We start from the raw sequence: 25,939 nt of genomic DNA, 5'->3' as shown, positions 1-25,939 counted from the left end.
CCACGCCCCCTTCAGGCGCCGGGGTAGCGGCGTGAGCGTCGGCAGCACATTCGGAGGCAGCTCATGGGCAAGACCAAAGCTCTGCAGCAACGGATCGCCGGTAAGGCCAAGCAGGCCGTCGGCGAAATCATCGGCGACCAGGATCTGCATGAAGACGGCAAGGCGCAAGCCGAGCGCGGGCGCGCCGAACAGGACAAGCCGAGCGAGCTCAATCCGCTGAAGAAGCTCAAGCAGCTGACGTGAACGCAGAGCCGCGACCAGCGCTCGCGCGTGGGACGCGGCGCAGCACCGGCGAGCGGCGGCGTTCGCGCTGGATTGCGGCAGCCAGCCTCGGCCTGGTCAGCAGCACGTTCTCGACCATCGTCAGCCAGCTCTTCGCCGCCCGCATCGGCCGCGACGCCGCCGTCGACTGGATGATTGTCGCCGCAATTCCTGCGCGCGATTGGGCGATCGGCTCGGAGCCGTCCTGGAGCGCGATCCTGACGGGAATCGCGTTTCACCAATGGGCCGATTTTTCCTGGGCACTGGTTTTCTTCGGTGTGCTCGGGCGCTGGACGGCGGGCTTGCGGCCAATGACGATCCTGCTGCTGGCGCTGCCTTGGGCCGTGTTCTCGTCAGGCATGGAATGGTTCGTGCTGGTGCCGCTGTTTCCATTCTGGCAGCCGCTGTTCACGCTGCAACAACCCTACTGGATCGGCCTGCTGGTCCATGGTGCCTCGGCCGTGATGTACCCCCTGTTCGCGCGCCTGCGCTGGCGGCGCGGGACTGCGCCTGCACGCGACGTGCGGTTCACCAATATTTGGATGACCGGCGCGCTGACCGTGATTGTGGTGCTCGGGGCGGTCGCATTGTTCGGCGGTCATGGTTACGAGCTGCCGTGGATGGGCCGCGACAGGGATCAGGACCAAGCCTACATCCGTCACATGACCACGCATCATGTCCAGGGCATCGAGCTGGCGCGGACGGCCGCCGAGCGCGCGCAGGATCCACATTTGCGCAAGCTCGCGATGCTGATGGTCGCGAGCCAGACCGGAGAGAACCAGATCTTCGAGAATTGGTGGCTGAGCTGGTTCGACACGGAGATGCCCGATTGCAGCACCGAGGAGCGTGCGGCGATGCCGGGCTTCCTGACGCCGGCCGAGATGCGCCAGGTCAAGACCGCGCCGCCGGACCAGTTCGACACGCTGTTCGTCGAGGCGATGAGCCGGCATCACCGCGGTGCGGTCAGGATGGCCGACCAGATGTGGCACAGCCGCGGCGACCCTCGCCTGCGCATCATGGCGCATGCCATCCGTCACGAGCAGCAGGGCGAGATCGCGCTGATGCACGGCGGAAGCGGCCTCGCCGCCGTCATCACAGGTGTCCGCAACATGTTCGGCGACAACGTCAATTGAGCCTGAGGAACCTTGGATCGGCGAGCCGATTGAGGATCACAGGTTCCTGAATTCAAGCGATCAGATGCAACGGATGGCCGGCGTTCTCCTTGGTCTTGCAGCTGCCTTGGCCGGGTGCCAGCGTGAAGAGCGGGTGTTGCGGCTGGATCCACCGATCGCCGACGCGCTCGACAAGATCGCGCTGATGCCGAACCGCATCGGCGGCGCGCCGCCGGACGTCTATTTCTCGCTCGGCAAACCCTACGAGGTCAACGCCTACAATCTCAGCCAGGGCAAGCGGCTCTATGCGTGGTTCGGCTGCAAGAGCTGCCATGGCGACGGCCAGGGCGGCATCGGCCCCGGCTTCCTCGATGGCTGGTGGTCCTACGGCCCCGAGATGGTCTCGATCTTCGCCTCGATCCGCGACGGGCGTCCGCACGGCATGCCGGCGTTCGGCGACAAGATGACGACAGATCAGATCTGGCAGCTCGCCGGCTATGTGCAGACCATCGGCTCCTACCAAGGCAAGACCGCAGCTCCCAGCCGCAACGACGAGAAGCAGACCCGGCCCGCCGAGAACCGGGCGCCGGCAAAGCTGTTGTTCGACGAAGGTCCCTCGCCCGTCCATCCGGATCAGGGACCGACGCCGTGATCCGCCTCCGCCGAGCCTGCTCGGGCGCCCTGCTCGTCGCGCCGCTGGCCGGCTGCGGCGGCAATTGGCAATCCGCGCTCGACGTCTACGGCACCTCGGCGATCTCGCTAAAGCACCTCATCATCCTGATCGTCGCGGTCTGCTCATTGATCTGGATGCTGGTGATGGTTGCGCTGATCGCCGCGTTGTGGCGAGGCCGCGATGCGCGGCCGGTCTCGCCAGAGCCGGGACGTGAGCGACGGATGACCATTGCCGTCACCGGTGCCGTCGTCGCCACGGTTCTCATCATCGGCACCTTCACCGCCATGAGCTTCGTCGCGACGCGCGCGCTCAGCGTTGCGGGCCAGGACGATCTGACGATCCGCGTGCGCGGGCTGCAATGGTGGTGGGGTCTCGAATATATCGGGCCCGATCCGGCAAGCCGATTTGAGACTGCCAACGAGATCCACATCCCGGTCGGGCGCAACGTGCGCCTCAAGCTCGAAGGGCTCGACGTCATCCATTCGTTCTGGGTCCCGAGCCTTGCCGGCAAGCAGGATCTCGTGCCCGGCCGTTCCAACGAGCTCACCATCCGTGCCGAGCACGCCGGCATCTATCGCGGCCAATGCGCCGAGTTCTGCGGCATGCAGCACGCCCATATGGCGCTGCTGGTGATTGCCGAGCCGCAGGACGAGTACGCCGAATGGGCGGCAACACAGCGGCAAGCGGCGGCGACTCCTCCCGACGAAGAGACCGCCACGGGATTGCAGACCTTCCTGACAAAGCCCTGCGCGGCCTGCCACACCATCCGCGGCACCGCCGCTGCGGGCACCACCGGGCCAGATCTCACCCATGTCGGCAGCCGGCGCACCATCGCCGCCGGCCTGTTCGAGACCACGCGCGGCTCGCTCGCGGCCTGGACCGCCGATCCCCAGACCATCAAGCCCGGCAACAACATGCCGATGGTGCCGCTGACGCCCGACGAGCTGCGCGCGGTGTCCGCATATCTGGCGAGCCTGAAATGAATCGTCCTGCTACAGCGCCCGACACGCGCGACATCGATGTCGAGCGCACGATCCCGGCCGACTCGCTGGCGGAGACGTGGAAGACGCCATCCGGCTTCTGGGGCGCGCTTGCGACCGTCGACCACAAGATCATCGGCCGCCGTTACATCTTCACCGCCTTCGTCTTCCTCGCCCTTGGCGGCGTGCTCGCCGCCTTGATGCGAATTCAGCTCGCGCAGCCCGAGGCGCGCCTGATCGGACCTGATCGCTACAACCAGATTTTCACCATGCACGGCGCGAACATGATGTTCCTGTTCGCCGTGCCCGTCATGGAAGCCGTGGCGGTCTATCTCGTGCCGCTAATGGTCGGTACCCGCAACATCGCCTTCCCGCGCCTGAACGCCTTCTCCTATTGGATCTATCTCGCCGGCGGCGCGCTGCTCTGGACTGCGTTCGCGCTCGACATGGGGCCCGACGTCGGCTGGTTTGCCTATGTGCCGCTGTCCGGCCCGCAATACGGCGCCGGCAAGCGTGCCGACATCTGGGCCCAGATGATCACCTTTACGGAGATCTCCGCGCTCGCGGTCGCGATCGAGCTGGTCGTCACCATCTTCAAGCAGCGTGCGCCGGGCATGACGCTCGACCGCATCCCGATCTTCGTCTGGGCCATGCTGGTGACGTCGTTCCTCGTCATCATGGCAATGCCGGCAATCGTGCTCGCAAGCACCAGCCTGATCCTCGACCGCCTCGTCGGCACGCACTTCTACAATCCGGCCGAGGGTGGCGACGTGCTGCTCTGGCAACATCTGTTCTGGTTCTTCGGGCATCCCGAGGTCTACATCATCTTCCTGCCTGCCGCGGGCATGGTTTCGACGATGATCGAGCCGTTCGCGCGACGGCCGGCCTTCGGCTATCTCGGCCTGGTGATGGCGCTGATCGCGACGGGCATTCTCTCCTTCGGCCTGTGGGTGCATCACATGTTCGTGGCGGGACTGCCGCGGCTCGGCGCCAGTTTCTTCACGGCCTCCAGCATGGCCATCGCGATCCCCGCCGGCATCCAGGTCTTCTGCTGGCTTGCGACGCTGTGGGACGGCAGGCCACTCTTCAAGAGCCCGCTGCTCTTCATCATCGGCTTTATCGTCACCTTCGTCATCGGCGGATTGACCGGCGTGATGGTCGCGTCCGTGCCGTTCGACACACAGGCGCACGACACCTATTTCGTCGTCGCGCATTTTCACTACGTGCTGATCGGCGGCGCCGTGTTTCCCTTGCTTGGCGCCATCCACTATTGGTTTCCCAAGCTGACCGGACGCATGATGAGCGAAACCCTCGGCCAGTGGTCGTTCTGGCTGATCTTCGTCGGCTTCAATGCGACGTTCTTTCCCATGCACATCCTCGGGCTCGAGGGCATGCCGCGCCGCATCTACACCTATCAGCCCGACCTGCCCTGGCACGGGCTCAACCTGTTCGTCAGCCTCAGTGCAGTGATCCTCACAGCAGGTTTCCTGCTGTTCTTCGTCAATGCCATGCGGAGCGCACGCTTCGGAGAGATTGCGCTGGACAATCCCTGGGATGCGCCGACCCTGGAATGGGCGACGACATCCCCTCCCCCGAGTTACAATTTCGCGATGATCCCGGTCGTCGGCAGCCTGCATCCGCTGTGGGACGACCGCGATATCCTCCCCGTCGCCGATGGCCTGCGCACCGATCGTCGCGAACTGATCGTGACCACGCTGGCAACGGCCGAACCGCAGGCGCGCGAAGCCTCGCCGCAGAATTCCATCTGGCCGCTGTGGGCAGCGATTGCGACCACGATCATGTTGATCTGGTCGATCTTCTCGCCCTGGGCCGTCGTCTGGGGCTCCATCCCGGTCGCGGTCGCGCTGATCGGCTGGTTCTGGCCCAAGGGTACGCCGGAGGATGAGTCATGAGAGAGAAGATCGTGCTCGATCTCGGCAAATTGCCGCTACACGGGATGAACACCGCGAGCGTCACCTGGTGGGGCACGCTCACCTTCATGCTGATCGAAGGCACCGGCTTCGCGCTCGTCATCGCCGTCTATCTCTATCTGATGAGCTTGGCGACGGCCTGGCCGATCAACACGCCGCCGCCCGATCTGCTCCCGGGCACGCTCGTGACGTTGATCCTGCTGGCCAGTCTCGTCCCCAATATCCTGCTCTCGCGCTGGGCCGAGCAGCAGGACCTGCGCAAAGTGCGGATCGGGATGGTGATGATGTCGATCCTCGGCACCCTCCCGCTGATCGTGCGCGTCTTCGAATTCCCCGCCCTCAAGGTAAGCTGGGACAGCAACGCCTATGGCTCAGTGGTGTGGACCCTGCTCGGCCTTCACACCGCCCACATCATCACCGATCTCGTCGATACGCTGGTGTTGGCTGCACTGATGTTCACGCGGCACAGCCGGAGCCCAAGGAGGTTAGGCGACGTCCAGGACAACGCCATGTATTGGAATTTTGTCGTCGCGACCTGGCTTCCGATCTATGGCTGCATCTACTGGCTGGCACGGCTATGAGCGCGTCAAAGCTCCTCACCCATCTCTGGATCTGGGCGGGACTGTGGCTCGCGCCGCTGGTCTGGGCTGCGAACATGCAGTTGGGACAGATCCTGCCTTATGCCGATTGCCACTCGCAGCTGCACGTCTCCGCCATCACCTCGTTCATTGGTGCGGCGCTCACGACGGCGTCGGGCCTCGCATCATGGCTGTCTCCGCGGCGGGTGCTCGGCAAAACCGGCGGACATCAGGGCAATGCCGATTTCGGCAGCACCGTGAGTGCACTCTCCGCGGGCCTCTTCACTTTCGCTCTGCTGATGCAGGGCGTCGCTGCAATGGTGTTGACCGGATGCGAAAAATAACCTTCGCCGCGATCGCTTGGTCGATGCCGCATTCGATCTACGCGCATGGTTCGGCGTCGCAGACTGCGGCACCAAGCTGGACGTTCGATCCGTGGATCGTCATACCGCTCACGCTTTTCGGCCTGATGTACGGCATCGGCAGGCTCGTGCTGGCACGGAAAGGACGCAAACGCATCGCGCAGGATGTCATCTGCGGCGCGGGCTGGCTAACGCTGGCAGCCGCGCTGGTGTCGCCGCTGCACTGGCTCGGGGAGCGTCTCCTCTCGTTCCACATGATCGAGCACGAGATCCTCATAGCCGTGGCGGCACCGCTGCTTGTGCTCGCAAGGCCGGTCGGACCGTTGCTATGGTCCCTGCCGCGGCGAACGCGGCTCGCGATCGGCTGGGCGATGCGGCATCCGCACATCACGCGGCTGTGGAGCCTGCTGAGCGCTGGCCGCAACGCCACGCTGTTGCATGGGATCGCGATCTGGGCCTGGCACGCGCCGGCGCTGTTCGATGCCGCGGTCGAGAATATCCTCCTGCACCGGATGCAGCATCTGAGCTTCTTCCTGACCGCGATCCTGTTCTGGTGGTCTGTGTTCCGGCGCAGCCCAATCGGCAGCGCTGCCTGGCATGTTTTCGTCACCATGCTGCACACGAGCATCCTCGGTGCGCTGATGGCACTGGCCCCGCACCTCCTGTACCGGCAAGAAGCCGATGCCGCAGCGGCCTGGGGCTTGACGCCGCTCGAGGACCAGCAACTGGCTGGCATTATCATGTGGGTGCCAGCGGGAACGATCTATGCCGGCGCGGCGCTCGCGCTGATCGCGCTCTGGATTCGCCGGTCCGGCAGGGAGCGAGCCGATGCGCTTCACGCTCTCTAGTTGGCCAATCATAGCATTGGGAACAGCGAGCCTCTTTCTCGCTGCTGTGGTTGCGACAGGCCTCGTGTGCAATGAGCGCCGGCAAAATGAAAGCATCGCCCGCGCCATAACGGGGGGTGATCCGGCCCGCGCGCCCGCACTGATCCGCCGTTACGGCTGCGCGGGATGCCATACCATTCCAGGCATTCCTGGCGGCGACGGCCAGGTCGGCGCGTCCCTCTCCGGTCTCAGATCACGCGTCTACATCGCCGGTGTTACGACCAACACGCCGGACAATCTGGTCCAGTGGATCGTGACACCACAGGCCTTCTCGCCACGGACGGCAATGCCCGCAACCGGCATCACTGAGGCCGAAGCGCGTGACGTCGCGGCCTACCTGTATGCGCAATGAGACGTTCAGGGATTGGGCGTCGGCCGCGCCGGTAATGATTTCACGAAGGCGGCAATTGCCTCACGATCGCTCTCCGGCAGCATCGCCATGTTGGTCACGACGCCGGCCATGGACGAGCCGACCCGGCCGTGATTTGGCGTGATCCCCGTCTTCAGCATCGCCGCCAATTGCGCTTCCGTCCAGTCGCCGAGGCGCGCGGCCGTGATGTTGGGATAGAAACCGGTACCAACGGGGTCCTGCCCGCCAGCATAGCGTGTGCTCGCCTTGATGCCGCCGAACATGTCGCGGGAGGAGTGGCACTCGGCGCAATGGGCCAGCGCCTCGCTGAGATATCGACCGCGATTCCATTTTTCGTCGTGAGCTGGCTCCGACGCAATCGGGCCGGGCTTGAAATACAGTATCTTCCAGAATCCGACGAAACGGCGAATCCCGAATACCGGATTCAGCTCATGGTCCGGCGGTCGCCCCTTCACCGCAGGCAGCGTGCGCAAATAGGCCATCAAGTCCCGCACGTCATCAGGACGCATATGCGTGAAGCTTGCGTAGGGAAAAACCGGATAATAGTGGCTTCCGTCCGGAGACACGCCGCGCAGTAGCGCATTGGCGAGGTCCTTGGCGGTCCAGTTTCCGATACCGTCGATCCGGTCCATCGAAATGTTGGGCGCACGAAAAGTTCCATAAGGGGAAACCAGAGCAAGTCCACCGCCGAGGCGCAAACGATCGGACTGGCCCGGCGATGCATGGCAGGAGGCGCAATCGCCAGCCGCAAAGACTAGCTTGCCGTGCTCGACGTCGCCACCCGTGTCAGATACGGCCTCCGCCTCGTCCGAGCCGAAGCGCTCCGGCGCAGTGATGAACCATACCCCCGCAGCGGCTGCGCACGCGACGAGGATTGCCGACCCCAGCCAGAAGCGCCCGCGCATCCGCTTTCTGTTTCCTCCGCCGGACCACCCGTCCAGTAACGGAGACGAACCGCGCCTGTTCCTGCTCGGCAGACGCCGCGGCGCTCAGATCAATAGGAACAATGAACGATACGGCACGTCGATATCCGGGCGCTTCGCTGTATCGGCCGGCGCGCCGGATTAAACGTATCAAAGGTTAATGCCTCTTACCGTCCTTCTCAGTCAAAGTCGGAGACTGGGGCGGTCGGCCATCGGACATCACATGCAGGCAGGATTTGCTTTCTCGAAACTCGCCGATCGCCTGACGAGCCTCGCCGAATTGCCCCCCGACGCTCTCGATCTGCTTGCGGACATGCCGAGCAGCATTGCGCATTTCAGCGCGCATCAGACGATCCTGCGGCACGGCGATGAGGCTACGCAATGCTGCCTGCTGCTCCAGGGATATCTGTCCTGGCAGAATCACGAAAGCGCAGACGGCCAGATCACCGCGATCTGCGTTCCCGGCGACATCGCCAACCTGCACACCCTCTATCGTCCGCGTGTCGCCGGCAATCTGGTCGCGCTCGGCCCCGCCATCGTCGCCCTCGTGCCGCACCGCTTCTTTCGCGAGGTCGCGGCGCGTTCGCCGGCGATGTCGCATGCGATGCTGTTGATGCTGCTTGCCGACCACGCCATCCAGCGCAATTGGACGGTGAATCTTGGCAGCCGGGACGCATTGACGCGCGTGGCACATCTGCTGTGCGAGATCACCGTTCGGCTGCAAATCGTCGGGCTCGCCAAAGATTTCAGGTTATCCTCGCCATTCACCCAGTCCGACCTTGCCGCGGCCTGTAGCATCTCCCCGGTGCATGCCAACCGCACTATCCAGGAGCTGCGCCGCTGCAATCTGCTGCAATGGCAGGGCAAGACATTGACGATCACGGACTGGCCGGGCCTGGTCCGGCTCGCCAGCTTCGACCCGGCCTATCTGAGCATTCGATCGGACGAGGACGATGCGCGGCCGCCATATGCGAGGTCGGCGACGGCCGACGCCGCGGTCGCTTGATCCGCCTTGAGGGGCGCTGGAGGCGCATTGCGCGCCTTGGAGATTGCGGATCGTATCCCGCTTCGCATCCTACTCCCGCCAGAACTCGGCCAGCTCTTCTGCCGTCACCAGGTCGACCTGGCCGTGAAAGCGGGTGCGATACATCGTCATCAGCGCATCGTGCCCGACATCGGACGAGCTGCACAGCGCGTCCTCGACGATGACGACCCTGAAGCCGAGATCGACGGCGCTCAGGACCGTCGAGAGCACGCAGACGTCCGTCTCTGCGCCTGATATCACGACGGTACCGACCTTCTTTTCGACGAGCAGGCTCGCCAGACCGGGGTTGCTGAACGCGGAATAGGCCGGCTTGTCGATGATTGCAGCCGGCGGAACGAACCGGTTCAAGGCAGGCACGAGATCAAGAGCGGATGGCGGCAGATGCCTGCGGGTCGCTTGGTGCCAGCGGTGAAAATAGCTCTGCCACTGCCCCGGACGATCCTCTGGATCCTGCGGGGTGATGAAGCGGGTGAAGATCGTTCGCGCCGGATGGCGCGAAACGACCGAGACGATCGTCGGCAGGACACGCTCCATCCAGGGCGTCGCCCAAAGGCCGCCGGGAGCGAAAATGTTCTGCATGTCGATGCACAAGTGAACGGCGTCGCTGATATCGGCAACATCCGACGCACTGTCCCTCATCGTGCTCGCCCCCTGAACATGTGGCCTCATTTACCATTCACGACGTCGAAATCGGAGACCTCTCTGCTGTCGATGATCTCCGGCGGAACATCCTTGAGCAGGCGTACCAGGACGGACTTGGCGGCAGGGACCTTGCTGCCTTCCGCGTAGTGCCAGAGTGGAACGAGCACGTTGCACTCGGGGTAACAGGCCGCAATGCTCCTGCGCGGAATACCGTAGGGAACGACCTGAAGCTCGCTCAAGCTGCGCGCCACCCCGTCGCCCGCCTCCGTCACCAGCGTGACGGCATCTCCGGATTTCAGCCCGTCGCCCTCCATGTCGGCGGGATTCATGAACACGACATAGCGGCTGCCCTTGATGCCGCGAAAGCGATCGTCTTCCGTATAGATCGTGGTGTTGAACGTCCGTCGGCGCGCATCGTCATCAGCTCATAGACGCCGTCGCTTTCGCGCGGCGGCGCGAAGGCCGACTTCGGAACGGTGAAGTTCGCCTTGCCGCTCGGGGTCTTCCACTTCCGCTCGCGAGCCGCGAGCGGCCGCGGAAAGCCGCCAGGCTCGAACATTCGCGTGTTGAAATCCTTGAACTGGTCGGGATAGGTCCGCTCGATGGCATCGGGAACGCGTGAGTAATCGGCGGTCCAGGTGTCCCAATCGAGCTTGGGATTTGGCTTCAATGTCGCCTTTGCAAGCGCGGCGGTTCGCAGCTCGGTCGGCGTGTGTTGCGCAAAGAACTCCGGCGTCACGGTCTTGCGTGTCACCTCTCCCAAGCGGTCGCCTTGGCGCCATTCTCGCAGAACTCGAACGGACGCGGCTTGGCCGGCTTGGCCCAGGAGCAGCTGACGCACATGTATCCCATCGGGCTTGTTCTGCTTGAGCAGGATCTCGCTGCCGAGGATCGCAACCTCTTCCTGCGTGAGAATATGAGCAAGGGCGTTGAGCGAGCCCCATCCGCCGGCCGGGGCATCATAGTTCTCGACCTTCGCCTTCTGCCGCATGACGCTTCCTTCGGTTGCAGGCCCCGCACCCAAAACCCGAGACACCATCGCAGGTTCCCTAAGCGCTCGGAACCTTGCGCCGACTCGCGCGTCATGACCGACGCAGGACGAGTATCCATGCACGGCTCTCAATCTGGCGCACGCGATCGCGCCGGCCGAAGCCAGTGGCATCACGTTTGTCGGTATCGCGCGGGGAAACGAGTTCGAGATATTCAGCCATCCAACGCGGGTGTCTACGCTCACGGCCGCACCGGGCAGGTTTTCGACATTGCCGTCGAATCGTCCTTCCGCGCGACGGCGCCTCCGCTCTGTTGATTCATGACGATCTATCCATCGAGAGCTATGATTACAGGGTGTCGGAAGATCCGCGGAGTCGGGATCCGGTACTAATCGCCTCGAAGCATCATTCGTACCGGCCACGATGATATTCGTTGCGCTGAAGCACGCGAAAGCCGAACCAACCCCAATAGACGCAGTGGCGCTGGATCAGGCCATTATCGTTGAGGTCCATGGCTTCAACGAAATCCATCTGTTCGCCATTGCCGCCATCGCGCCGATATTCCCAGATCAGCCGCTTGCCGTCGGTGAGGTATCCGGTTCGATAATATTGGCGTACTGGAGGCTTTCTGATTGCAAGAAGATCGAATAGTGGCCGTATCTCCTTATGTTCGCGCAGGTACCCCCTATCGATGCCCAGCCGAGCGTCCGTCTGCGGCTAACCGTCAAAAATCACCCTCCCGAACGTAGGGCTGTACCCATAGAGTCGCCTGGAGGATCATCGACTTCCACCAAGTGTCATACATCCGGTTGACGATATCGGCAGGATGGCTCTTCTTGGCCAGAAATGGCCTCTTCGGCACGACGATCGTCGAACAGAACGCCAGCAGATCGCGCGCCCGGATGTGGCCCAGCGTGTGTCCGTGGTCCGTCTTGTTCTTCTTGGACCGATGATGTCTCAGTCCAATCTCGTACTCCCCGGGATCGATCATTTCGTCCACGTGAAGCGCCGGAGGCGTTCGTGGCCGCGATCATCGGCCTTGTTCGGCCGTGAACACGTCGCCCTTGCCCGCCGTTTGGAGCTCCGGCATGGCTCCATGACGGATCGGGGTCGCTGCGCGACATTCACCGGGCGAGGAACGTCGGACCAGCGCTCGAGTTGGTTCGGGAGTAGCGCTGATCGGCGCTTCCAGCGCGCCTAGGATGATCCCTGAAGCTCGTGCGCGCGCTCATGCCGGAGAAGCGCGCACAACCATCCAGGGGAACCTGGCATGACCCTTTCACCGGCTGCCGAGCAAGTTCGCGAAAGAACCAATCGCGAGTTAATCGATCTCCTGCGCGAGGCTGGCGAGCATCTGCCCGCCGCCGAACGGGACGACTTCACCTCGTTCTTCGACCGGTTCGGCGAAGCGAAAATTGTAATGCTCGGAGAATCTACGCACGGCACGTCCGAGTTCTATCGCGCGCGTGCCAGCATCACCCGGCAGTTGATCGAGCATCACGGTTTCAACATCGTCGCGGTCGAGGCCGATTGGCCGGATGCCGCGACGATCGATCATCTCGTCCGGCAACTGCCGTCCGAACAGCCGCTGGAGCGGCCGTTTGAACGCTTTCCGACCTGGATGTGGCGCAACATCGAGGTGAAACAGTTCATGGACTACCTGCGCATCCACAACGATGCCTGCCGCGCGGACCGGAAGGTCGAGTTCCGGGGACTCGACGTCTACAGCCTGAGGAGCTCCATTGCCGCCGTCATCGCCTATCTCGAGCGCGTCGACCCGGAGCGCGCCCGCGCGGCGCGCGAACGCTATTCCTGCCTCACTCCTTGGCAGGCCGACCCCGCCGGGTACGGTCATGCCGTTCTGTTCGGACGAGACACATGTGAGGACGAGGTAGTCGCGCAATTGCGCGAGCTATTGGCGCAGCGCCTCTCCTATGCGGAACGCGATGGTGAAGCGTTCTTCAACGCCGCACAGAATGCGCGGATCGTGCGCGCGGCCGAGCAGTACTATCGCATCATGTATCGCGGCTCTACCGAGTCATGGAACCTGCGCGACCGTCATATGTTCGACACGCTGCAATATCTGATGCAGCAACGCGGGCCGCAGGCCAAGGCCGTGGTCTGGGCTCACAACTCGCACATAGGCAATGCTGCGGCAACCTCCATGGGCTGGGCCGGCGAATTCAACATCGGCGAGCTCGCGCGCAACACTTATGGCGACGAGGCCGTGCTGATCGGTTTCGGCACCGATCGCGGTACGGTGGCTGCGGCGACCGATTGGGGCGGCGAGATGGAGATCAAATCGGTTCGGCCCGCGCGCGAAGACAGTTACGAGTACCTGTTCCACCGCACGGGTCTGGCGCGCTCGCTGACCGACTTTCGGCCCCCCGGCCGGGGCGAGCTGCGCGACCGACTGACCGGCCCCAGGCTCGAGCGCGCCATCGGCGTCGTCTATCGGCCCGAGACTGAGCGCCTCAGCCACTATTTCGAGGCGGTGCTACCCGATCAGTTCGATGCCTTCGTCTGGTTCGAGGAGACCAACGCAGTGACGGCGCTTGCGACACGCGTCGCATCGGGTGGCGCAGAAACGTATCCCTTCGGGTTTTGATCATGGCAAGCGCGCGCGACGAGCTCAGCGAAGTGGTTGTCGGTCCGCACCGTCTCGCCGGCATTTTGGGCCTGCCGGAAGGCGCAATCGCCATCGTGATTTTTGCCCACGGCAGCGGCAGTGGCCGCTTCAGTCCGCGCAACAACCAGGTCGCCGCAGCGCTCCGTGAAGCAGGCTTCGCCACGCTGCTGCTTGATCTGCTCAGCCCGGAGGAGGAGCGCGACCGCGGCAACGTGTTCGACATCCCGCTACTGGCATCGCGACTCACGGAGGCTGCGGACTGGACCCGCAACAGGCCAGAGCTCGCAGTGCTTCCGATCGGCTATTTCGGCGCGAGCACCGGTGCTGCGGCTGCGCTGGTCGCCGCTGCCGGCCGACAGGACGTCGCGGCGGTGGTTTCGCGCGGCGGCCGCCCGGATCTGGCTGGCGAGGCGCTGCACGCCGTTACGGCACCGACCCTGTTGATCGTCGGCGGCGCCGATCTGCCGGTGATCCCGCTCAACGGTTCGGCCTTTGCGGAGCTGTCCTGCGCAAAAGACCTCGTGATCGTCCCGGAGGCGACACACCTGTTCGAAGAGCCTGGTGCGCTCGAACAGGTGACGCAACACGCCATCCGCTGGTTCCGCCGGTTTCTGGCATCGCGGCGTTCGGACGCTGTAACCGATGATCATTTCGTTTTTGCAGACCGGCGAGACGCCGGGCGTCGGCTGGCCTCGGCGCTCACGAAGTTCAGAGACAGCGGCGCGATCGTGCTTGCGCTGCCGCGCGGTGGCGTGCCCGTCGCGTTCGAGATTGCGCAAGCGCTGCACGCCGAACTGGACGTCGTGCTTGTGCGCAAGATCGGGGCGCCGGGACACGAGGAACTCGGGCTCGGCGCGGTCGTCGATGGCGCCCACCCGCAGGTCGTGCTCAATGAGGAGATCCTGCGCGAGATCCAGCCAGGCACGGCCTACCTAGAGGCCGAGACTGCCCGCCAGCTCGCCGAAATCGAACGCCGCCGGCGGCTTTATCGCGAGGGCGAACCGCCGCCGGAGATCGCCGGGCGCACCACGATCGTCGTCGATGACGGGATCGCGACGGGCGGAACGGTGAAAGCCGCGCTCAGAGCGCTGGCAAGGTCAAAGCCCGGCCATCTCGTACTCGCAGTGCCGGTCGCTCCCCGCGACTCGCTTGCCGATCTCAGCGCGGAGGTGGACGAGATCATCTGTCTCAACAGCCCCGATCCGTTCTATGCCGTCGGCATGCATTACAGAGATTTCGGCCAAACCTCGGATCAAGAGGTCACTGAGCTTCTGCGCCGCTCGAAGGCCGCAGAAAGCACTTAATTGGCGGATCTCCACCGCGAGATATGGCCCAGAGACGCGCCAATCGGCAGGGCCGTCGCCGACTCGATCAAGAGCTTGGTACCTACCGAGCCAGGACGAAAGCAAGTACTGCCAGGATCACGGCGCCGATTAGACCAGCCAGGAAGATTGCTCTTCTCGCTGGCGTGCGAAGAATGATCGTAAGCGTAGCGCCGAGGCCCTTTGGATTGTTTGTGCGGAGTCTTGAGAGCACCGTTAGAAGAGTCATCTTCTGGAAGGGTGCTCACAATGGACGACCATTCTGACGACATAAGACGACCGTTGTCACCGCGTATTGAAGTGTTCGCTGGCGCAGGTCGAAAGCGCTGGCCGGATGATTTGAAGGCACAGATTGCCGCGGAAAGCCTCGAGCCGGGGGCGGTTGTCACAGACGTCGCCCGTCGCCATGGCTGCCGGCCCCAGCAGGTGCATGACTGGCGGCGCCGGGCGCGTTTGGGCCAGTTGGTGCTGCCAGCTTCGGCGGAGACGCTGTCGTTCGTGCCGGTGGTGTCGGGATCGGCGCTACCGGCGGCCGCAGAGCCCACCGGGTCGCCGGAAGCAGCCGTTGTGACGGTTGAGCTCCAGGGGGCACGAGTGGAGGTGCGGGGGCGCCTGGCCTTGCTGTGTTGAGTGATGTGTTCTTGGCGCTTCGACGGACACGTTCATGCTGACGCCGCCTGCGAACCTTACGATTTACGTGGCGACGCAACCTGTGGACTTCAGAAAAGGTGCGGAGGGCTTGGCGCTTTTGGCGAAGGAGACGCTGGGCCATGATCCGATGAAGGGCGTGGCGGTGGTGTTCCGCGCGAAGCGCGCCGATCGGGTGAAGATTGTCGTCTGGGATGGCAGCGGCCTTGTGATGTATTGGAAGCGGCTCGATAGCAACGGCTTCAAATGGCCTCCCATCGTGGCCGGCGTGATGCGGATGAATGCCGCGCAGTTGTCGGCGCTTCTGGCCGGCATGGATTGGACGCGGATGCACGCGCCTCGGATCCCGCAGCCGAAAGCGCTTGCGTAAAGATACAAATCTCGCTGCATCGGGGCGCGAAGCATGGCAGACTCGGGCCAATGAGTGATTTGCCTGATGAGCTGCCGAGTGATCCAGCTGAGTTGCGTGTCTTTGCCGCGGCTCTGCTGGATCGCTGCGCCAGGCTCGAGCGGTTGCTCAAGCTTGCAAAAGATGCGCAGTTCGGTCGGTCCTCGGAAAAGCTGGACGCTGATCAGCTGCAGCTTGTTCTGGAGGACATCGAAGAGGCCGTCGCGGCCCTCGAAGCAGCCGAGGATCGCGCCAATCCCAGAACCTGCGAGAAGAGGACGGCCGAGCGCAAAGCCAACCGTGGTCAGCTGCCGGAGCATTTGCCGCGCATCATCGAGACCCTGATGCCCGCTGCAACCTGCTGTCCGTCCTGCAAAGGCGATCTCTTTGAGATCGGTCACGATGAGAGCCAGAGGTTGGACGTCGTACCGGCGCAGTATCGCGTGATCGTCACCCGCCGGCCCAAACTGGCCTGCCGCGCCTGTCACGGTGTCATCCTCCAGCATGCTGCTCCCGAGCGACTGATCAGGGGAGGATTGCCCACCGAGCGGCTGGTCGCGCATGTGATCGACGCGAAGTATCATTGGCATTTGCCGCTTTATCGCCAGGCGCAGATGCTGGAGACCCACGGAATAGCGCTGGACCGTTCCACGCTCGCCTTCTGGGTCGGCTACGCCGCCCAGGAATTGAAGCCCTTGTGGCATCGTCTGCGCCAGCTTCTGCTGGCCTCCTCGAAGCTCTGTGTCGATGAGACCCCGGCGCCGGTGCTGGATCCGGGGCGCGGCAGGACAAAAACCGGCTACTTCTGGGCGCTGTCACGCGATGACAGGCCTTGGGCCGGACCTGATCCGCCTGGGGTGGTCTATGCCTATGCAAGGGGCCGCGGCGCCGTTCATGGCTTGCGGCTGCTTGAGGGCTATCGCGGCATCATCCACTGCGACGGCTATCAGGCTTACAAGACCATGACCCGAGAGACGCGTGCGGACGCCCTGTCCGGGACGCTCGCCTTCTGCCGAGTAGGCGGGGATGTTGCCATCCCCGCCCCTCACAGACCCGGACGAGCGGATTACCCGCATCCGGTTCTTCACGCGTAAGCTTCGCTCACGGGACGGCATATTGGTGGACGATCTTGGCTGTCGGCAACGGGTGTCGCGCGAGCATGGCCCGGAAGCGCGACCACGGCAGATTGCTGTGGCGGCCACGCCGTGCAAGCCATTTCTTCATATCCGCGTGATCTGGTGGTGATACCATCTGATCCGTCGGCCGTTGCCGGAGATGCCATAGTAGGCGCAGTGCCCCCGGATCACCCGCGACAAGTGCGCGTGCTGTTCCCGGAACGGACGATGCAGGTTGAGCCGACACCATTCCGTCACGGAAGCCAGCGCGCGGGCATAACGGTCTTTTGCCGTTATTTGTCGGACGACATTCTTACCCTTCCTCGATTGACCCCACACATGGGTGAAGCCAAGGAAGTTGAATGTGGTCCCCGCCGTCGCGGGATGACGCCCACCCGGGCGTTTGAACCGGAAGTCTACGAAGCGGGTCTTGGTCGGATGGAGTTGAAGCCCGTACCGACCGAGCCGCTTACCCAGCACATTCAGCAATCGCTTGCCGGACAGATGGTCCTCGAAGGCGATCACCGCGTCATCAGCGTATCGGACCAGTTGGCATCGCCCCTTGAGGCGCGGTCGCGCCACCTGCTCGAACCATTCATCCAGCACATAATGCAGGTAGATGTTTGCAAGCAGTGGCGAGATCACGCCGCCTTGGGGCGTTCCACCAGTCGTGCGGCGCAGGACGCCCTTTTCGAGCACCCCCGCCTTCAGCCATTTATCAATCATCCTCCGGACGATGCCGTCCGTGACTCGCTGATCGAGGAATCGGCGCAGGTGCGTGTGGTCGATGGTGTCGAAGTATTTCGAGATATCGACGTCCACCACCCAACGCAGCCCTTGCTCCATGAACCCATTGCGCAGAGCGTGCAGGGCATCATGGGCCGATCGTCCCGGTCGGAAGCCATACGAGCAGGACAGGAAGTCCGTCTCGTAGATCGGCTCCAGCAGCAGGAGAATCGCACGCTGCGCCACTTTGTCTTCCAGCGTTGGAATGCCTAGCGGCCGTTGCGTGCCGTCCGCCTTCGGGATGTAGTGCCGACGCACCGGCGGCGCGATGTATCGACCGGATTTGATGCGCGCCAGAAGATCATCAAGATTGCCCTCCAGCTTCGCCTCATAATCCGTCGCCATCACGCCGTCGATGCCGGGCGCGCCATCCTTGCGCGTCAGGCGATAGGCCTCGAGCATCCATTCACGGTCGATCAGGTGATGCAGCGAGGTCAGCACCCGCTTGGGATTTTTCCTCGCCAGATCGGCTATCCATTGTCGTTTCGTGGACAGGTTCGTGGGACTCAGCGTTCCCTCCCGTGTTTCTCGTCAATGGGTCTTGACGCGTGGCGGCTCCCTTCCCTCCAGTGGGTCCCGGTGAGCCCAGTTCCCCGCCTTCCTCGGTACTACGAAGCCGCTACGACTTCCCACCGCGCGCATCCGTCGGCTTATGTCTTCACCTCGGGATTCCACATGCCTTGGAGTTTCGTGTTCGCGTGCGCGCTCCCGATGACTCGCCAAGTCGGTCATCAGGCCTGGAGCGTTGTTGTGGCCGGTGCTCCGTGCCGGCTTTCCATGTGGGCACAAACGGGACCTCTCAGGTTTCCTGGTGGCCCATCCCGTACCTTTGCCCTGCTCAGAGACCCCGGCCGAACCGGTCAGCCTGGCCATAGCGGCTTTCCCAGTGCTGCCCCCGGATCCAACACGGCGAAGGCTTCAGCACGACCATGATTTCGAGGCTAGCCACAGGGCTTCGGTACCCGCTGTCTACGCTTCACGAGCGACGTTGCCGTCACCCATGCAAGACTCGCTTCCGGCTGGCGGGCTCCGCCTTTGCCGGGAGGGCGTCGAACCCTCTGGGTCACGATGAAAGGTTTCAGATCACATTCTTCCTCCTTTCCAGGACTTGTCCTGACGCAAGCTGGTCGCATCTGCGGCGCCAGTTTGTGAAGATCGAGCGGGAGGCTGCGCCGGCGCCAGCTCCGGTTGCCCGCGAGGCGCTCGCGCGCATTGCCCAGCTCTACGCGGTCGAGAAGGCACTGCGCGGCCGCTCTGCTTCCGAGCGCTGCGCCGGCCGACAAGCGCATGCCCGGCCTCTGGCTACAGCCTTGAAGCAGTGGTTTGAGGCCAAGCTTGATCACCTTGCGGGGAAGAGCGACACGGCGAAGGCTTTGCGTTATGCGCTACGCCATTGGGACGGCCTGACGCTCTACCTTGATGACGGGCGCATCGAGATGGACACGAATGCGGTCGAGCGTGCGATGCGGCCGATCAAGCTCAACGCCAAGAACTCCCTTTTTGCCGGTTGCGACGAAGGTGCCGAGAATTGGGCATTGCTGGCTTCGCTCATTGAGACCTGTAAGCTCAATGGCGTCAGTGCCGAGCACTGGCTCGCTGACGTTCTCGCCAAGCTCGTCAATGGTTGGCCTGCGGCGCGACTGGACGAACTGCTTCCCTGGGCATCGACCTATACGATGCATACACACGATCCGAGGCTGGCGGCATGAGCCTGAACACGACCGCGGTCCGGATCAAGGTGACCCTCAAGGATGTGAAGCCGGAGGTGATGCGTCGCCTTGTCGTACCCGTCACCCTGCGCCTTGATCGGTTGCATCTGACGCTTCAGGAGGCATTCGGCTGGACGAACAGTCACCTCTTCGAGTTCTTCGCTGGTGAGGTCCGTTGGGGGATTCCTGATCCCCACAACGATTACGGCCACCAGCCCATGGATGCCCGCAAAGCGCGGCTTTGCGATATCGTTCGCGAGACCGGCGCCAAGACGATCCACTATCTCTATGACTTCGGCGACAGCTGGGACCATGTGATCAAGCTCGAAAAATGGTTCGAGAACACCACGACGGAGGGGCTTCCCTTCCTGCTCGAGGCCGCCGGCCGTTGTCCTCCGGAAGACGTCGGCGGTGCGCCAGGCTATGCCGAATACCTCGCCGCCATCAGCGACTCCGGCCATCCCGAGCACGAACACATGCGCCTCTGGGGCCCGGAGCGGTTCGATCCCAACGTCGTCGACCGGAAGGCGCTCGAAGCCGCCGTCAAGGCGTTGTCCGACACATGGATACCGCGGCGACGCGCCACGCGAACAAAATAGGCGTCAAGCGTCATTCAGAAGGGCTGCAGAGCTACGCTTACGAATGATCTCTCCGCCCCTCGCCTTCTCCGCCGGATAGGGGTCCTTGGGCGGAGGGGGCGGCTCTGCTGGGCCTTCACGAACCATGCCGAAATAACGCCCTGGTCGGACTTTGTTCCTGATCGGCCTCGCCAATTTACAAGTCGTCGCCGCTGATCCTGTTTCGATCTGTAGAGACGTGCGCTGCGATGCCGGGGCATCGCGCGATATGTGTTTCGTCCGAACAGCCGCGGGACTGCTTGCCGCGCTTGAATACGTGCTCGCTCGGGTCAGGATGAACTCTTCACGCCGAGATCTCGGGCCTTCTGTTCAAACTCGTCCTTGATGTCATCGATGGTCGGCAAATGCAGATGGCGGAGTTCGGCATGAGCTTTCTTGGCGGCACGCGAGTTCAGGTCGCGCTTGAAATTGACCGTTACGTCTTCGGCAGAGCCGTAGTTTCGATAGCGCTCGATTTCCGCCCTGGTTGCCTTCTGAACATGCTCCAGGGATTTCCGATCAGCCTCGGACCGTCCATCTGCCTTCGCTCGCATCACGGGATTGAACGCCTTGCTGATCACGAAATTCGCAAGTTCTTGCTGCGCTTGAGACATGGTTGCTCTCCTCGAACGGAAACGCTGATCAACATATCGCGACAATCAATGGACGCTTCAGTCCGTTCCCCAATAGAAGAAACCTTTGGCTCAGCTTGTCGTTGGGCGGAAGAAAGCACGCATTCTCAGGAGAACGCCGATGCAGGTCCATGAGATCATGGAACGAAATGTGGCGATCGCCGACCCTAACATGACGGTCCGCGATATCGCGCGCCAGATGCGCGCGGACAATATTGGTTCGCTGCCGGTCGGCGAGCATGACCGTTTGATCGGGATGGTGACGGACCGCGACATTGTGATGCGTGGCGTTGCGGCCGACCGCGCGCCCGGAAACATCACCGTCCGCGAGGTCATGTCCGAGGGCGTGAGTTACTGCTTTGAGGATGACGACGCTCAAGCTGCGGCGCAGGTCATGGCCAAACACCAAGTGCGGCGGCTTCCCGTCCTCAACCGCGATAAGCGGCTGGTCGGTGTGGTGGCGCTTGCCGATCTCGGCCGTTGCGAGGCAGACGCAGCCCAGGATGCCCTGCAAGGCATTTCGGAGGCGACTGACAAGGAACGTCGCCACATGCGGAGCGGCTAACAAGTGTCGCAGCCGCAACGGCACTCAGCATAAACGATTTCGGCCACCCAAATGACCGTAGCTCGGCTCCGCCCAGAGGCACGCATCATGACCAATTCAAGCTCATGGCGCCCGACGTCGAGCCACGTTTGCAAGCGCGAGTGCACGTTCGGCTGACGCAACATCTTTGTCGGAACGGCTTCGCAAGGCACGACAGCCGGCGATCGAAGCAGAGGGCCAGACAACGGAAGAGCTATGAAAATGGACTTGGCGTTACGAAGACTGATTCACGCCCACCTTCGAACATCTGCGATCAGCATGGTCGCGCTGACGGCCCTGACGGTTAGTACCGCGCTTGCCGCGCCGAAATCGGATGGAGCGCCCAATACCTTCGCTGAGATCGCTGAGAGAGTTCAGCCGGCGGTCATTGGTGTCATCTCGAAATCTGCCGAACCCCGGCAAGTTCTCCCAGATCTGCCGTTCAGCGATATGCCAGACGAAGATACTCCCGACGCGCGGGCTCCGAGTCCCAATGGCCAACCCTCCGAAAACGACCCGAACGTACGCGAAACGATTGCGATCGGATCGGGCTTCTTCATCTCTCCGGACGGCTACGCCGTTACCAACAGCCATGTCGTCAAAGATAACGGTACTGCCGAGATCCGCACGACCGACAAGAAAACCTACTCGGCAAAGGTGATCGGGAGGGACCCGCTCAGTGATCTGGCCCTCATCAAGGTCGACGGCCGGGCCGACTTTGGTTACGTGAAGGTGGCCGAACAATCACCACGCGTCGGCGACTGGGTGCTCACCGCGGGCAATCCATTCGGACTTGGAGGAACAGTCACGGCGGGCATCGTCTCGGCGCGCGAACGCGAAATCGAGAATGGTCCGACCGACGGCTTCCTTCAGATTGACGCACCGATCAACAGCGGAGATTCGGGCGGGCCTAGTCTCGACACCAACGGCGATGTCATTGGCGTGAACAGCATGATCCTTTCCCTATCGGGTGGTTGGGCGGGAGTTGCATTTGCCATTCCAGCCGAGACGGTCAGGACCGTGATACCCCAATTGAAGGAGAAGGGTACCGTAACACGCGGGTCGATAGGGGTCGAAGTCCAATCAGTTACCCCCGAGATCTCCGATAGCCTCGGTGCCGACGATCTTCACGGTGCGATCGTGACCAACGTTCAAGCCAATGGTTCCGCGGCGAAGGCCGGCTTGCGAACCGGCGACGTCATCACGAAGGTAGAAGGAGATGCGATCAGGAGCGCCTCCGAATTGACAAAGAAGATCCACGCAATGGCGCCCGGCTCCTCAGCTCAACTCGCGATGGTTCGGGCCGGAAAGCAAAGAATATTGAGCGTGACCTTGGACCAGCTCCCACGCGAGCCTCGGCAGCGTCTACCTACAAATCCGGAGTAGTAGTCAACGTCCTCCCGCGGCCGCAACGTGCAGTTCGTGTCGCCCTGCCCGGCTAAATTGCGGGATTCCTGCGGAGCCGTCGTGGATCCCGTTCGCTTATCCCGCCTGCCCGCCAACTTTTCCAGCCACGCACACTCGAAACACCGTCGTTGTGCATAGCAATGCGTCTTGGCCCAACCGCGACCTCTTCACAACGAGTTGATCTCTGCGAGTGGGAAGCTGACCTCAGGCCGCCGTTGTCAAAACGCGCATAGGGCAATGTCTCGCGGATGAGGCATGTCGCGCCCTTTTGGAAGTGATGAGGACATGGCCGGCCCTGGTTCAGGATTTCATTTCGGCTTGGAAGCAGAGTTTCTTCTGGTCGATGCCGTTTCGTGCCGTCCTCTGTGGCATCCCGAACTTCGATTTGAGGACCTCAATCTCGCTCTGGAAGCGATTGACGTCAGCGATTTCGATCAAGAGGGCTTGGACCTCATCCCGCTTCACCGCAAGAGAATGCCGTTCGTGGTCGAAGGCTATCAGCTTCCCGGCCCGGATTTGAAGCCGACTGCTTTGTTGCCAAAGGGAGTGGAGATTCGGACTCCGATATGCAACTCAGTTGAGGAGTGCGTTGCCACATTCGCCACGCTTCACGGCCGGATGCAACGATCTCTCTCGGAGCACGGATACCGCGCCGCAACGCTCTCCTTTCATCCGATCGAGGACCATTTCGAAGGTCCGCAGAACAAGCGCCGTTACGACCATTGGCAGTGGGCCATGGAGGCGATGACCACGTATGGCCCTGACATCAATGTCAGCGTGCCGCCCGAGATAACGGCCCAACTGGACCTGCACGAACTCCATCGCAAAGTAAATTACTACGCCCCTGCTCTCACTGCCCTCACAGTTGCCTCGCCTTTATATCGTGGGAATCTTTGGCGCATTCGCGGCTCCATTGGAAAATCCGTGCGCACGTACCATCGGAGCACCATTGCACCGGCGATTTCTATTCACCCGAAGGAACACCGGCGTCTCGAATTCAAGACGCTCGAAATGACTCCGTATCTTGTCGACTATCAAGCCTATTTTCTGATGTGGCTCACACTGATCCTCGACGAGCGACTGTTAGGACGGGCGACGGAGCAAACGCGGATCTTCGACATGGGACAGGTTGCTCGATTTGGCCTCCATGCGGAGAGTGCTCGCGAGCGAGCCCATGAAGTCCTATCAAAAGCGCCGAGCGCGCTGAGCCATTGGGGTTTCGATTGCCAGCCGCTCGATCATTTTCGTGCCAGGCTGGAGACCGGCAGAGTCCCCGCCGATGACATCATCGATCTCTTCGAGCGCGAGCAATCCATACCGAACGTGTTGCGTGATCTCCTCGATCTACGATAACTCGATCACTTTTCGGAGGCGATCAGACACCCAGGCGCAATCCGGTGCCGATGAGCAGTTCGCAAACGTCCGCCGCCTATGACTGCCGCAAGAGTGCCCAAACCCGTTCCGCCAGCTGGATGTAACTCGAAGCGAGTGCTTCTCGAGGTGGCCGCCGCTCGCCATCGCGAACAGACGAGATCCGACGCGACGAGCCTGGCCACTGTTGTGGGTGCTCCATAGGACGCTTGTTCCGGCCAAGACACGCTCGGCAACCAGGGCTTCCACGGATGCGGTCGATGCCCGCGTCAAGCGCCGAGGTGGGCTCGTCCAACAGAAGCACCCGCAAATGCAGCAACGGAATGGCCAGATCCCGGTCGGTAAAGTGCTCCTGCACCGTGTCAGCCCACCAGCCGCTTCGGCAGCTACATAGGTCACCTGCCTACGCCAAACAGGGGCTGACATCGGTCCCGCGATATCCCGTGCAACTCAACGGAACCTTCATTTGGATCAAGATCGGCAATGGCGCGGAGCAGCAAGCTCTTGCCCACCCCGATCAGCCTTGCAGTGCAATACATTCTCCATCCGCGAGTTCGAAAGAAACCGAGAGATGCAAGCGCTTCGCACTGTCGATGAGCATATGACCTTTGACCCCTTGGCACATCTTGCAGTGATCTACGTTATCTGAGTGGGGATGTTCAGTCTCCCCGTCAGACGGTTCCGTCCAAGCACTGACCAATGCTCGGTTGCCGAGGTGGTTGCGCATGGATCGACCCACATTCCCTCATCTGCTTCAGCATAGATCGCGTCAAACACGGCCATCGGCGGTTCGTGAGATTGCGCGCGAGCACGGGATCGGCGCGGTCGCCTGCCTCTTCCCTCATCTGGGCGCGCCGATGTACACCCACGAAAAAGTCACGCTTTCCGTGGTGGCTGAGAGCATCGCGCGGCTAAAAGGCTGTCGATTTGTAGGTGAGTACGGCCCGAAGACGCATGTGGCCGCTGGTCTTTTCTTCGTTCCCAGCGACACGCTCGTGGTCGAGGAGGCGCGGGATCTCGGAATTCAGTCTCCGCATCAGCTCTACGGCGCCGTGGTGCCATATTCCTTCGTCAAGACGAAGGCCATCACGCATCCCCTTGTCGCCAAGCATGCGGCCCGGCCGCGCGGCTGGTCATTTGCCTTCGGAGACGGTGTCCGTGATGCGGTTCTGCCGGGCTACACCGCATTTGGCGCTGACGATGCCAGATTGGCAGCTAAGCGGCTATTGGCACTGGGGCCGGTTCGCGTGAAGGAGCCGTTGGGCGACGGCGGTCATGGACAGACGGTCATCACGAACATTGATGAACTGGAAGCTTACTTGGAGAAATTCCCGACGGATAAACTGGCATCTCACGGCCTGTCGCTCGAGGTCAATTTGCGTCAAGTCGTCACCCGAAGCGTCGGTTGCACGATGATCGGCGACCGCTCGATCGCCTATCACGGCACGCAACGGTCGGTTACCAACAATCATGGACTTCGGGTCTATGGCGGCTCGCATCTGATTTGCGCTCGGGGCGGCTGGTCGGTCCTCGACAATCTTCCCATGGAGACAGAGGCGAGGCTCGCCGTAGATCAAGCTCGAATATACGATCGGAACGCCACCAGATATCGGGGCTTCTTGGCCTCACGCCGAAACTATGATGTTGGACAAGGCATCGATGGGACCGGACAATGGCGATCCGGAGTATTTGAGGCGTCCTGGCGCTCCGGCGGCGCGAGTACTGCCGAACTCGCCGCTCTGACCGCGTTCGCAGACGATTCCAGCTTACACGTGGTCGAGACGGCATCGGTGAAGCACTATGGGAAGCTACGCAGAACCCCGGCTGGCGCAACCATCCATTTCGATGATGAAGATCCTGAAGAGGGTCCGTTGATCAGATACACGACGGCCGCGTGTACCGCAGAGCCAACCTAGTTTTCTGAGTCGGGGCGCACAAGTCGCACAGGAGTGACCAGACGGCCCAGGCCAACAAAACCA

General features: G+C 62.4%; 27 protein-coding genes and 2 pseudogenes. 22 read left to right on the top strand and 7 right to left on the bottom strand.

Going from position 1 to position 25,939, the window contains the following annotated elements; all coding sequences use genetic code 11:
- Nucleotides 1–63: 63 nt before the first annotated feature.
- The 9 genes from P6U29_RS18610 (at nt 64) to P6U29_RS18570 (ending at nt 7,136) form a co-directional block, all read left to right on the top strand.
- Nucleotides 64–243, top strand: coding sequence for a CsbD family protein (locus tag P6U29_RS18610; RefSeq protein ID WP_407118888.1), 180 nt, complete (start codon nt 64–66; stop codon nt 241–243).
- Nucleotides 240–1,394, top strand: a complete 1,155-nt coding sequence (locus tag P6U29_RS18605; protein WP_407118887.1) for a DUF305 domain-containing protein — start codon at nt 240–242, stop codon at nt 1,392–1,394. The genes P6U29_RS18610 and P6U29_RS18605 overlap by 4 nt, the downstream gene beginning before the upstream one ends.
- 73 nt (nt 1,395–1,467) lie before the next feature.
- A complete protein-coding gene (locus P6U29_RS18600) occupies nt 1,468–2,025 on the top strand; it encodes a c-type cytochrome (RefSeq protein ID WP_407118886.1) in 558 nt (185 codons plus the stop codon).
- On the top strand, nt 2,025–3,029 hold the full coding sequence (coxB, locus tag P6U29_RS18595) for a cytochrome c oxidase subunit II (protein ID WP_407119353.1): 1,005 nt from the start codon (nt 2,025–2,027) through the stop codon (nt 3,027–3,029). The genes P6U29_RS18600 and coxB overlap by 1 nt, the downstream gene beginning before the upstream one ends.
- Nucleotides 3,026–4,939 carry a cytochrome c oxidase subunit I gene (gene ctaD, locus P6U29_RS18590; protein ID WP_407118885.1) on the top strand — a complete coding sequence of 638 codons (1,914 nt, stop codon included), beginning with the start codon at nt 3,026–3,028 and terminating at the stop codon, nt 4,937–4,939. Before coxB ends, ctaD begins: the two co-directional genes overlap by 4 nt.
- The gene (locus P6U29_RS18585) at nt 4,936–5,538 is read left to right on the top strand and encodes a heme-copper oxidase subunit III (protein WP_407118884.1); all 603 of its coding nucleotides are present in this window, start codon (nt 4,936–4,938) and stop codon (nt 5,536–5,538) included. Before ctaD ends, P6U29_RS18585 begins: the two co-directional genes overlap by 4 nt.
- Nucleotides 5,535–5,879: a hypothetical protein gene (locus P6U29_RS18580; protein ID WP_407118883.1), complete on the top strand. Its 345-nt coding sequence runs from the start codon at nt 5,535–5,537 to the stop codon at nt 5,877–5,879. Before P6U29_RS18585 ends, P6U29_RS18580 begins: the two co-directional genes overlap by 4 nt.
- The gene (locus P6U29_RS18575; protein ID WP_407118882.1) at nt 5,867–6,745 is read left to right on the top strand and encodes a cytochrome c oxidase assembly protein; all 879 of its coding nucleotides are present in this window, start codon (nt 5,867–5,869) and stop codon (nt 6,743–6,745) included. The genes P6U29_RS18580 and P6U29_RS18575 overlap by 13 nt, the downstream gene beginning before the upstream one ends.
- Entirely contained in the window at nt 6,726–7,136 is a 411-nt protein-coding gene (locus P6U29_RS18570) for a c-type cytochrome (RefSeq protein ID WP_407118881.1), read from the top strand. Before P6U29_RS18575 ends, P6U29_RS18570 begins: the two co-directional genes overlap by 20 nt.
- A gap of 5 nt (nt 7,137–7,141) precedes the next feature.
- On the opposite strand, the gene P6U29_RS18565 is transcribed toward P6U29_RS18570, so the two are convergent.
- A complete protein-coding gene (locus tag P6U29_RS18565) occupies nt 7,142–8,059 on the bottom strand; it encodes a c-type cytochrome (protein WP_407118880.1) in 918 nt (305 codons plus the stop codon).
- A gap of 241 nt (nt 8,060–8,300) precedes the next feature.
- Between P6U29_RS18565 and P6U29_RS18560 the strand changes: the two genes are divergently transcribed.
- Nucleotides 8,301–9,083, top strand: a complete 783-nt coding sequence (locus tag P6U29_RS18560) for a Crp/Fnr family transcriptional regulator (protein ID WP_407118879.1) — start codon at nt 8,301–8,303, stop codon at nt 9,081–9,083.
- A gap of 69 nt (nt 9,084–9,152) precedes the next feature.
- On the opposite strand, the gene P6U29_RS18555 is transcribed toward P6U29_RS18560, so the two are convergent.
- Genes P6U29_RS18555 through P6U29_RS18545 form a run of 3 tightly spaced genes read right to left on the bottom strand, consistent with a single transcriptional unit; the run spans nt 9,153 to nt 10,755 of the window.
- Nucleotides 9,153–9,761 carry a cysteine hydrolase family protein gene (locus tag P6U29_RS18555; protein WP_407118878.1) on the bottom strand — a complete coding sequence of 203 codons (609 nt, stop codon included), beginning with the start codon at nt 9,759–9,761 and terminating at the stop codon, nt 9,153–9,155.
- A 26-nt stretch (nt 9,762–9,787) separates the two neighbouring features.
- A complete protein-coding gene (locus P6U29_RS18550) occupies nt 9,788–10,120 on the bottom strand; it encodes a hypothetical protein (RefSeq protein ID WP_407119352.1) in 333 nt (110 codons plus the stop codon).
- Complete coding sequence (locus P6U29_RS18545) at nt 10,090–10,755, bottom strand: hypothetical protein (protein WP_407118877.1); 666 nt, start codon at nt 10,753–10,755, stop codon at nt 10,090–10,092. Before P6U29_RS18545 ends, P6U29_RS18550 begins: the two co-directional genes overlap by 31 nt.
- A gap of 421 nt (nt 10,756–11,176) precedes the next feature.
- On the opposite strand from P6U29_RS18545, the gene P6U29_RS18540 reads away from it, so the two are divergent.
- Nucleotides 11,177–11,404, top strand: a complete 228-nt coding sequence (locus P6U29_RS18540) for a hypothetical protein (RefSeq protein WP_407118876.1) — start codon at nt 11,177–11,179, stop codon at nt 11,402–11,404.
- A 73-nt stretch (nt 11,405–11,477) separates the two neighbouring features.
- On the opposite strand, the gene P6U29_RS18535 is transcribed toward P6U29_RS18540, so the two are convergent.
- Nucleotides 11,478–11,753 carry a hypothetical protein gene (locus tag P6U29_RS18535; protein WP_407118875.1) on the bottom strand — a complete coding sequence of 92 codons (276 nt, stop codon included), beginning with the start codon at nt 11,751–11,753 and terminating at the stop codon, nt 11,478–11,480.
- Between the two features lie 270 nt (nt 11,754–12,023).
- Between P6U29_RS18535 and P6U29_RS18530 the strand changes: the two genes are divergently transcribed.
- The 5 genes and pseudogenes from P6U29_RS18530 to tnpC all read left to right on the top strand — a co-directional run.
- Nucleotides 12,024–13,361, top strand: coding sequence for an erythromycin esterase family protein (locus tag P6U29_RS18530; protein ID WP_407118874.1), 1,338 nt, complete (start codon nt 12,024–12,026; stop codon nt 13,359–13,361).
- A 2-nt stretch (nt 13,362–13,363) separates the two neighbouring features.
- Nucleotides 13,364–14,686, top strand: coding sequence for a phosphoribosyltransferase family protein (locus P6U29_RS18525; RefSeq protein ID WP_407118873.1), 1,323 nt, complete (start codon nt 13,364–13,366; stop codon nt 14,684–14,686).
- A gap of 267 nt (nt 14,687–14,953) precedes the next feature.
- Nucleotides 14,954–15,334, top strand: a complete 381-nt coding sequence (gene tnpA / locus P6U29_RS18520) for an IS66-like element accessory protein TnpA (RefSeq protein ID WP_407118872.1) — start codon at nt 14,954–14,956, stop codon at nt 15,332–15,334.
- Nucleotides 15,335–15,368: 34 nt separating this feature from the next.
- Nucleotides 15,369–15,722, top strand: a complete 354-nt coding sequence (gene tnpB / locus P6U29_RS18515) for an IS66 family insertion sequence element accessory protein TnpB (protein WP_091880705.1) — start codon at nt 15,369–15,371, stop codon at nt 15,720–15,722.
- Nucleotides 15,723–15,772: 50 nt separating this feature from the next.
- Nucleotides 15,773–16,753: pseudogene (gene tnpC, locus P6U29_RS18510) on the top strand (IS66 family transposase); the annotation flags it as partial.
- Nucleotides 16,754–16,960: 207 nt separating this feature from the next.
- Here tnpC and ltrA read toward each other — a convergent pair.
- A complete protein-coding gene (ltrA, locus tag P6U29_RS18505) occupies nt 16,961–18,082 on the bottom strand; it encodes a group II intron reverse transcriptase/maturase (protein WP_407118871.1) in 1,122 nt (373 codons plus the stop codon).
- Between the two features lie 683 nt (nt 18,083–18,765).
- Between ltrA and P6U29_RS18500 the strand changes: the two are divergent.
- Together P6U29_RS18500 and P6U29_RS18495 are read left to right on the top strand one after the other, a co-directional pair.
- Nucleotides 18,766–19,350, top strand: a pseudogene (locus tag P6U29_RS18500) (transposase); the annotation flags it as partial.
- Nucleotides 19,347–19,949: a plasmid pRiA4b ORF-3 family protein gene (locus P6U29_RS18495; RefSeq protein ID WP_407118870.1), complete on the top strand. Its 603-nt coding sequence runs from the start codon at nt 19,347–19,349 to the stop codon at nt 19,947–19,949. The pseudogene P6U29_RS18500 and the gene P6U29_RS18495, both read left to right, overlap by 4 nt.
- Nucleotides 19,950–20,257: 308 nt before the next feature.
- On the opposite strand, the gene P6U29_RS18490 is transcribed toward P6U29_RS18495, so the two are convergent.
- Entirely contained in the window at nt 20,258–20,581 is a 324-nt protein-coding gene (locus P6U29_RS18490) for a hypothetical protein (protein WP_407118869.1), read from the bottom strand.
- 139 nt (nt 20,582–20,720) lie between these two features.
- Between P6U29_RS18490 and P6U29_RS18485 the strand changes: the two genes are divergently transcribed.
- From P6U29_RS18485 to P6U29_RS18470, 4 genes are all read left to right on the top strand, one after another.
- Nucleotides 20,721–21,164 carry a CBS domain-containing protein gene (locus tag P6U29_RS18485; RefSeq protein ID WP_407118868.1) on the top strand — a complete coding sequence of 148 codons (444 nt, stop codon included), beginning with the start codon at nt 20,721–20,723 and terminating at the stop codon, nt 21,162–21,164.
- A gap of 297 nt (nt 21,165–21,461) precedes the next feature.
- Nucleotides 21,462–22,568 carry a S1C family serine protease gene (locus P6U29_RS18480; RefSeq protein ID WP_407118867.1) on the top strand — a complete coding sequence of 369 codons (1,107 nt, stop codon included), beginning with the start codon at nt 21,462–21,464 and terminating at the stop codon, nt 22,566–22,568.
- A gap of 276 nt (nt 22,569–22,844) precedes the next feature.
- A complete protein-coding gene (locus P6U29_RS18475) occupies nt 22,845–23,942 on the top strand; it encodes a glutamate-cysteine ligase family protein (protein ID WP_407118866.1) in 1,098 nt (365 codons plus the stop codon).
- Nucleotides 23,943–24,685: 743 nt separating this feature from the next.
- A complete protein-coding gene (locus P6U29_RS18470; RefSeq protein ID WP_407118865.1) occupies nt 24,686–25,876 on the top strand; it encodes a DUF3182 family protein in 1,191 nt (396 codons plus the stop codon).
- Nucleotides 25,877–25,939 lie beyond the last annotated feature (63 nt).

The sequence above is a fragment of the Bradyrhizobium sp. LMG 9283 genome (assembly GCF_045571415.1).
GTDB lineage: Bacteria > Pseudomonadota > Alphaproteobacteria > Rhizobiales > Xanthobacteraceae > Bradyrhizobium.
The sequence above is the reverse complement of the archived record's forward strand: the minus strand, read 5'-3'. Positions and strand labels throughout refer to the sequence as shown.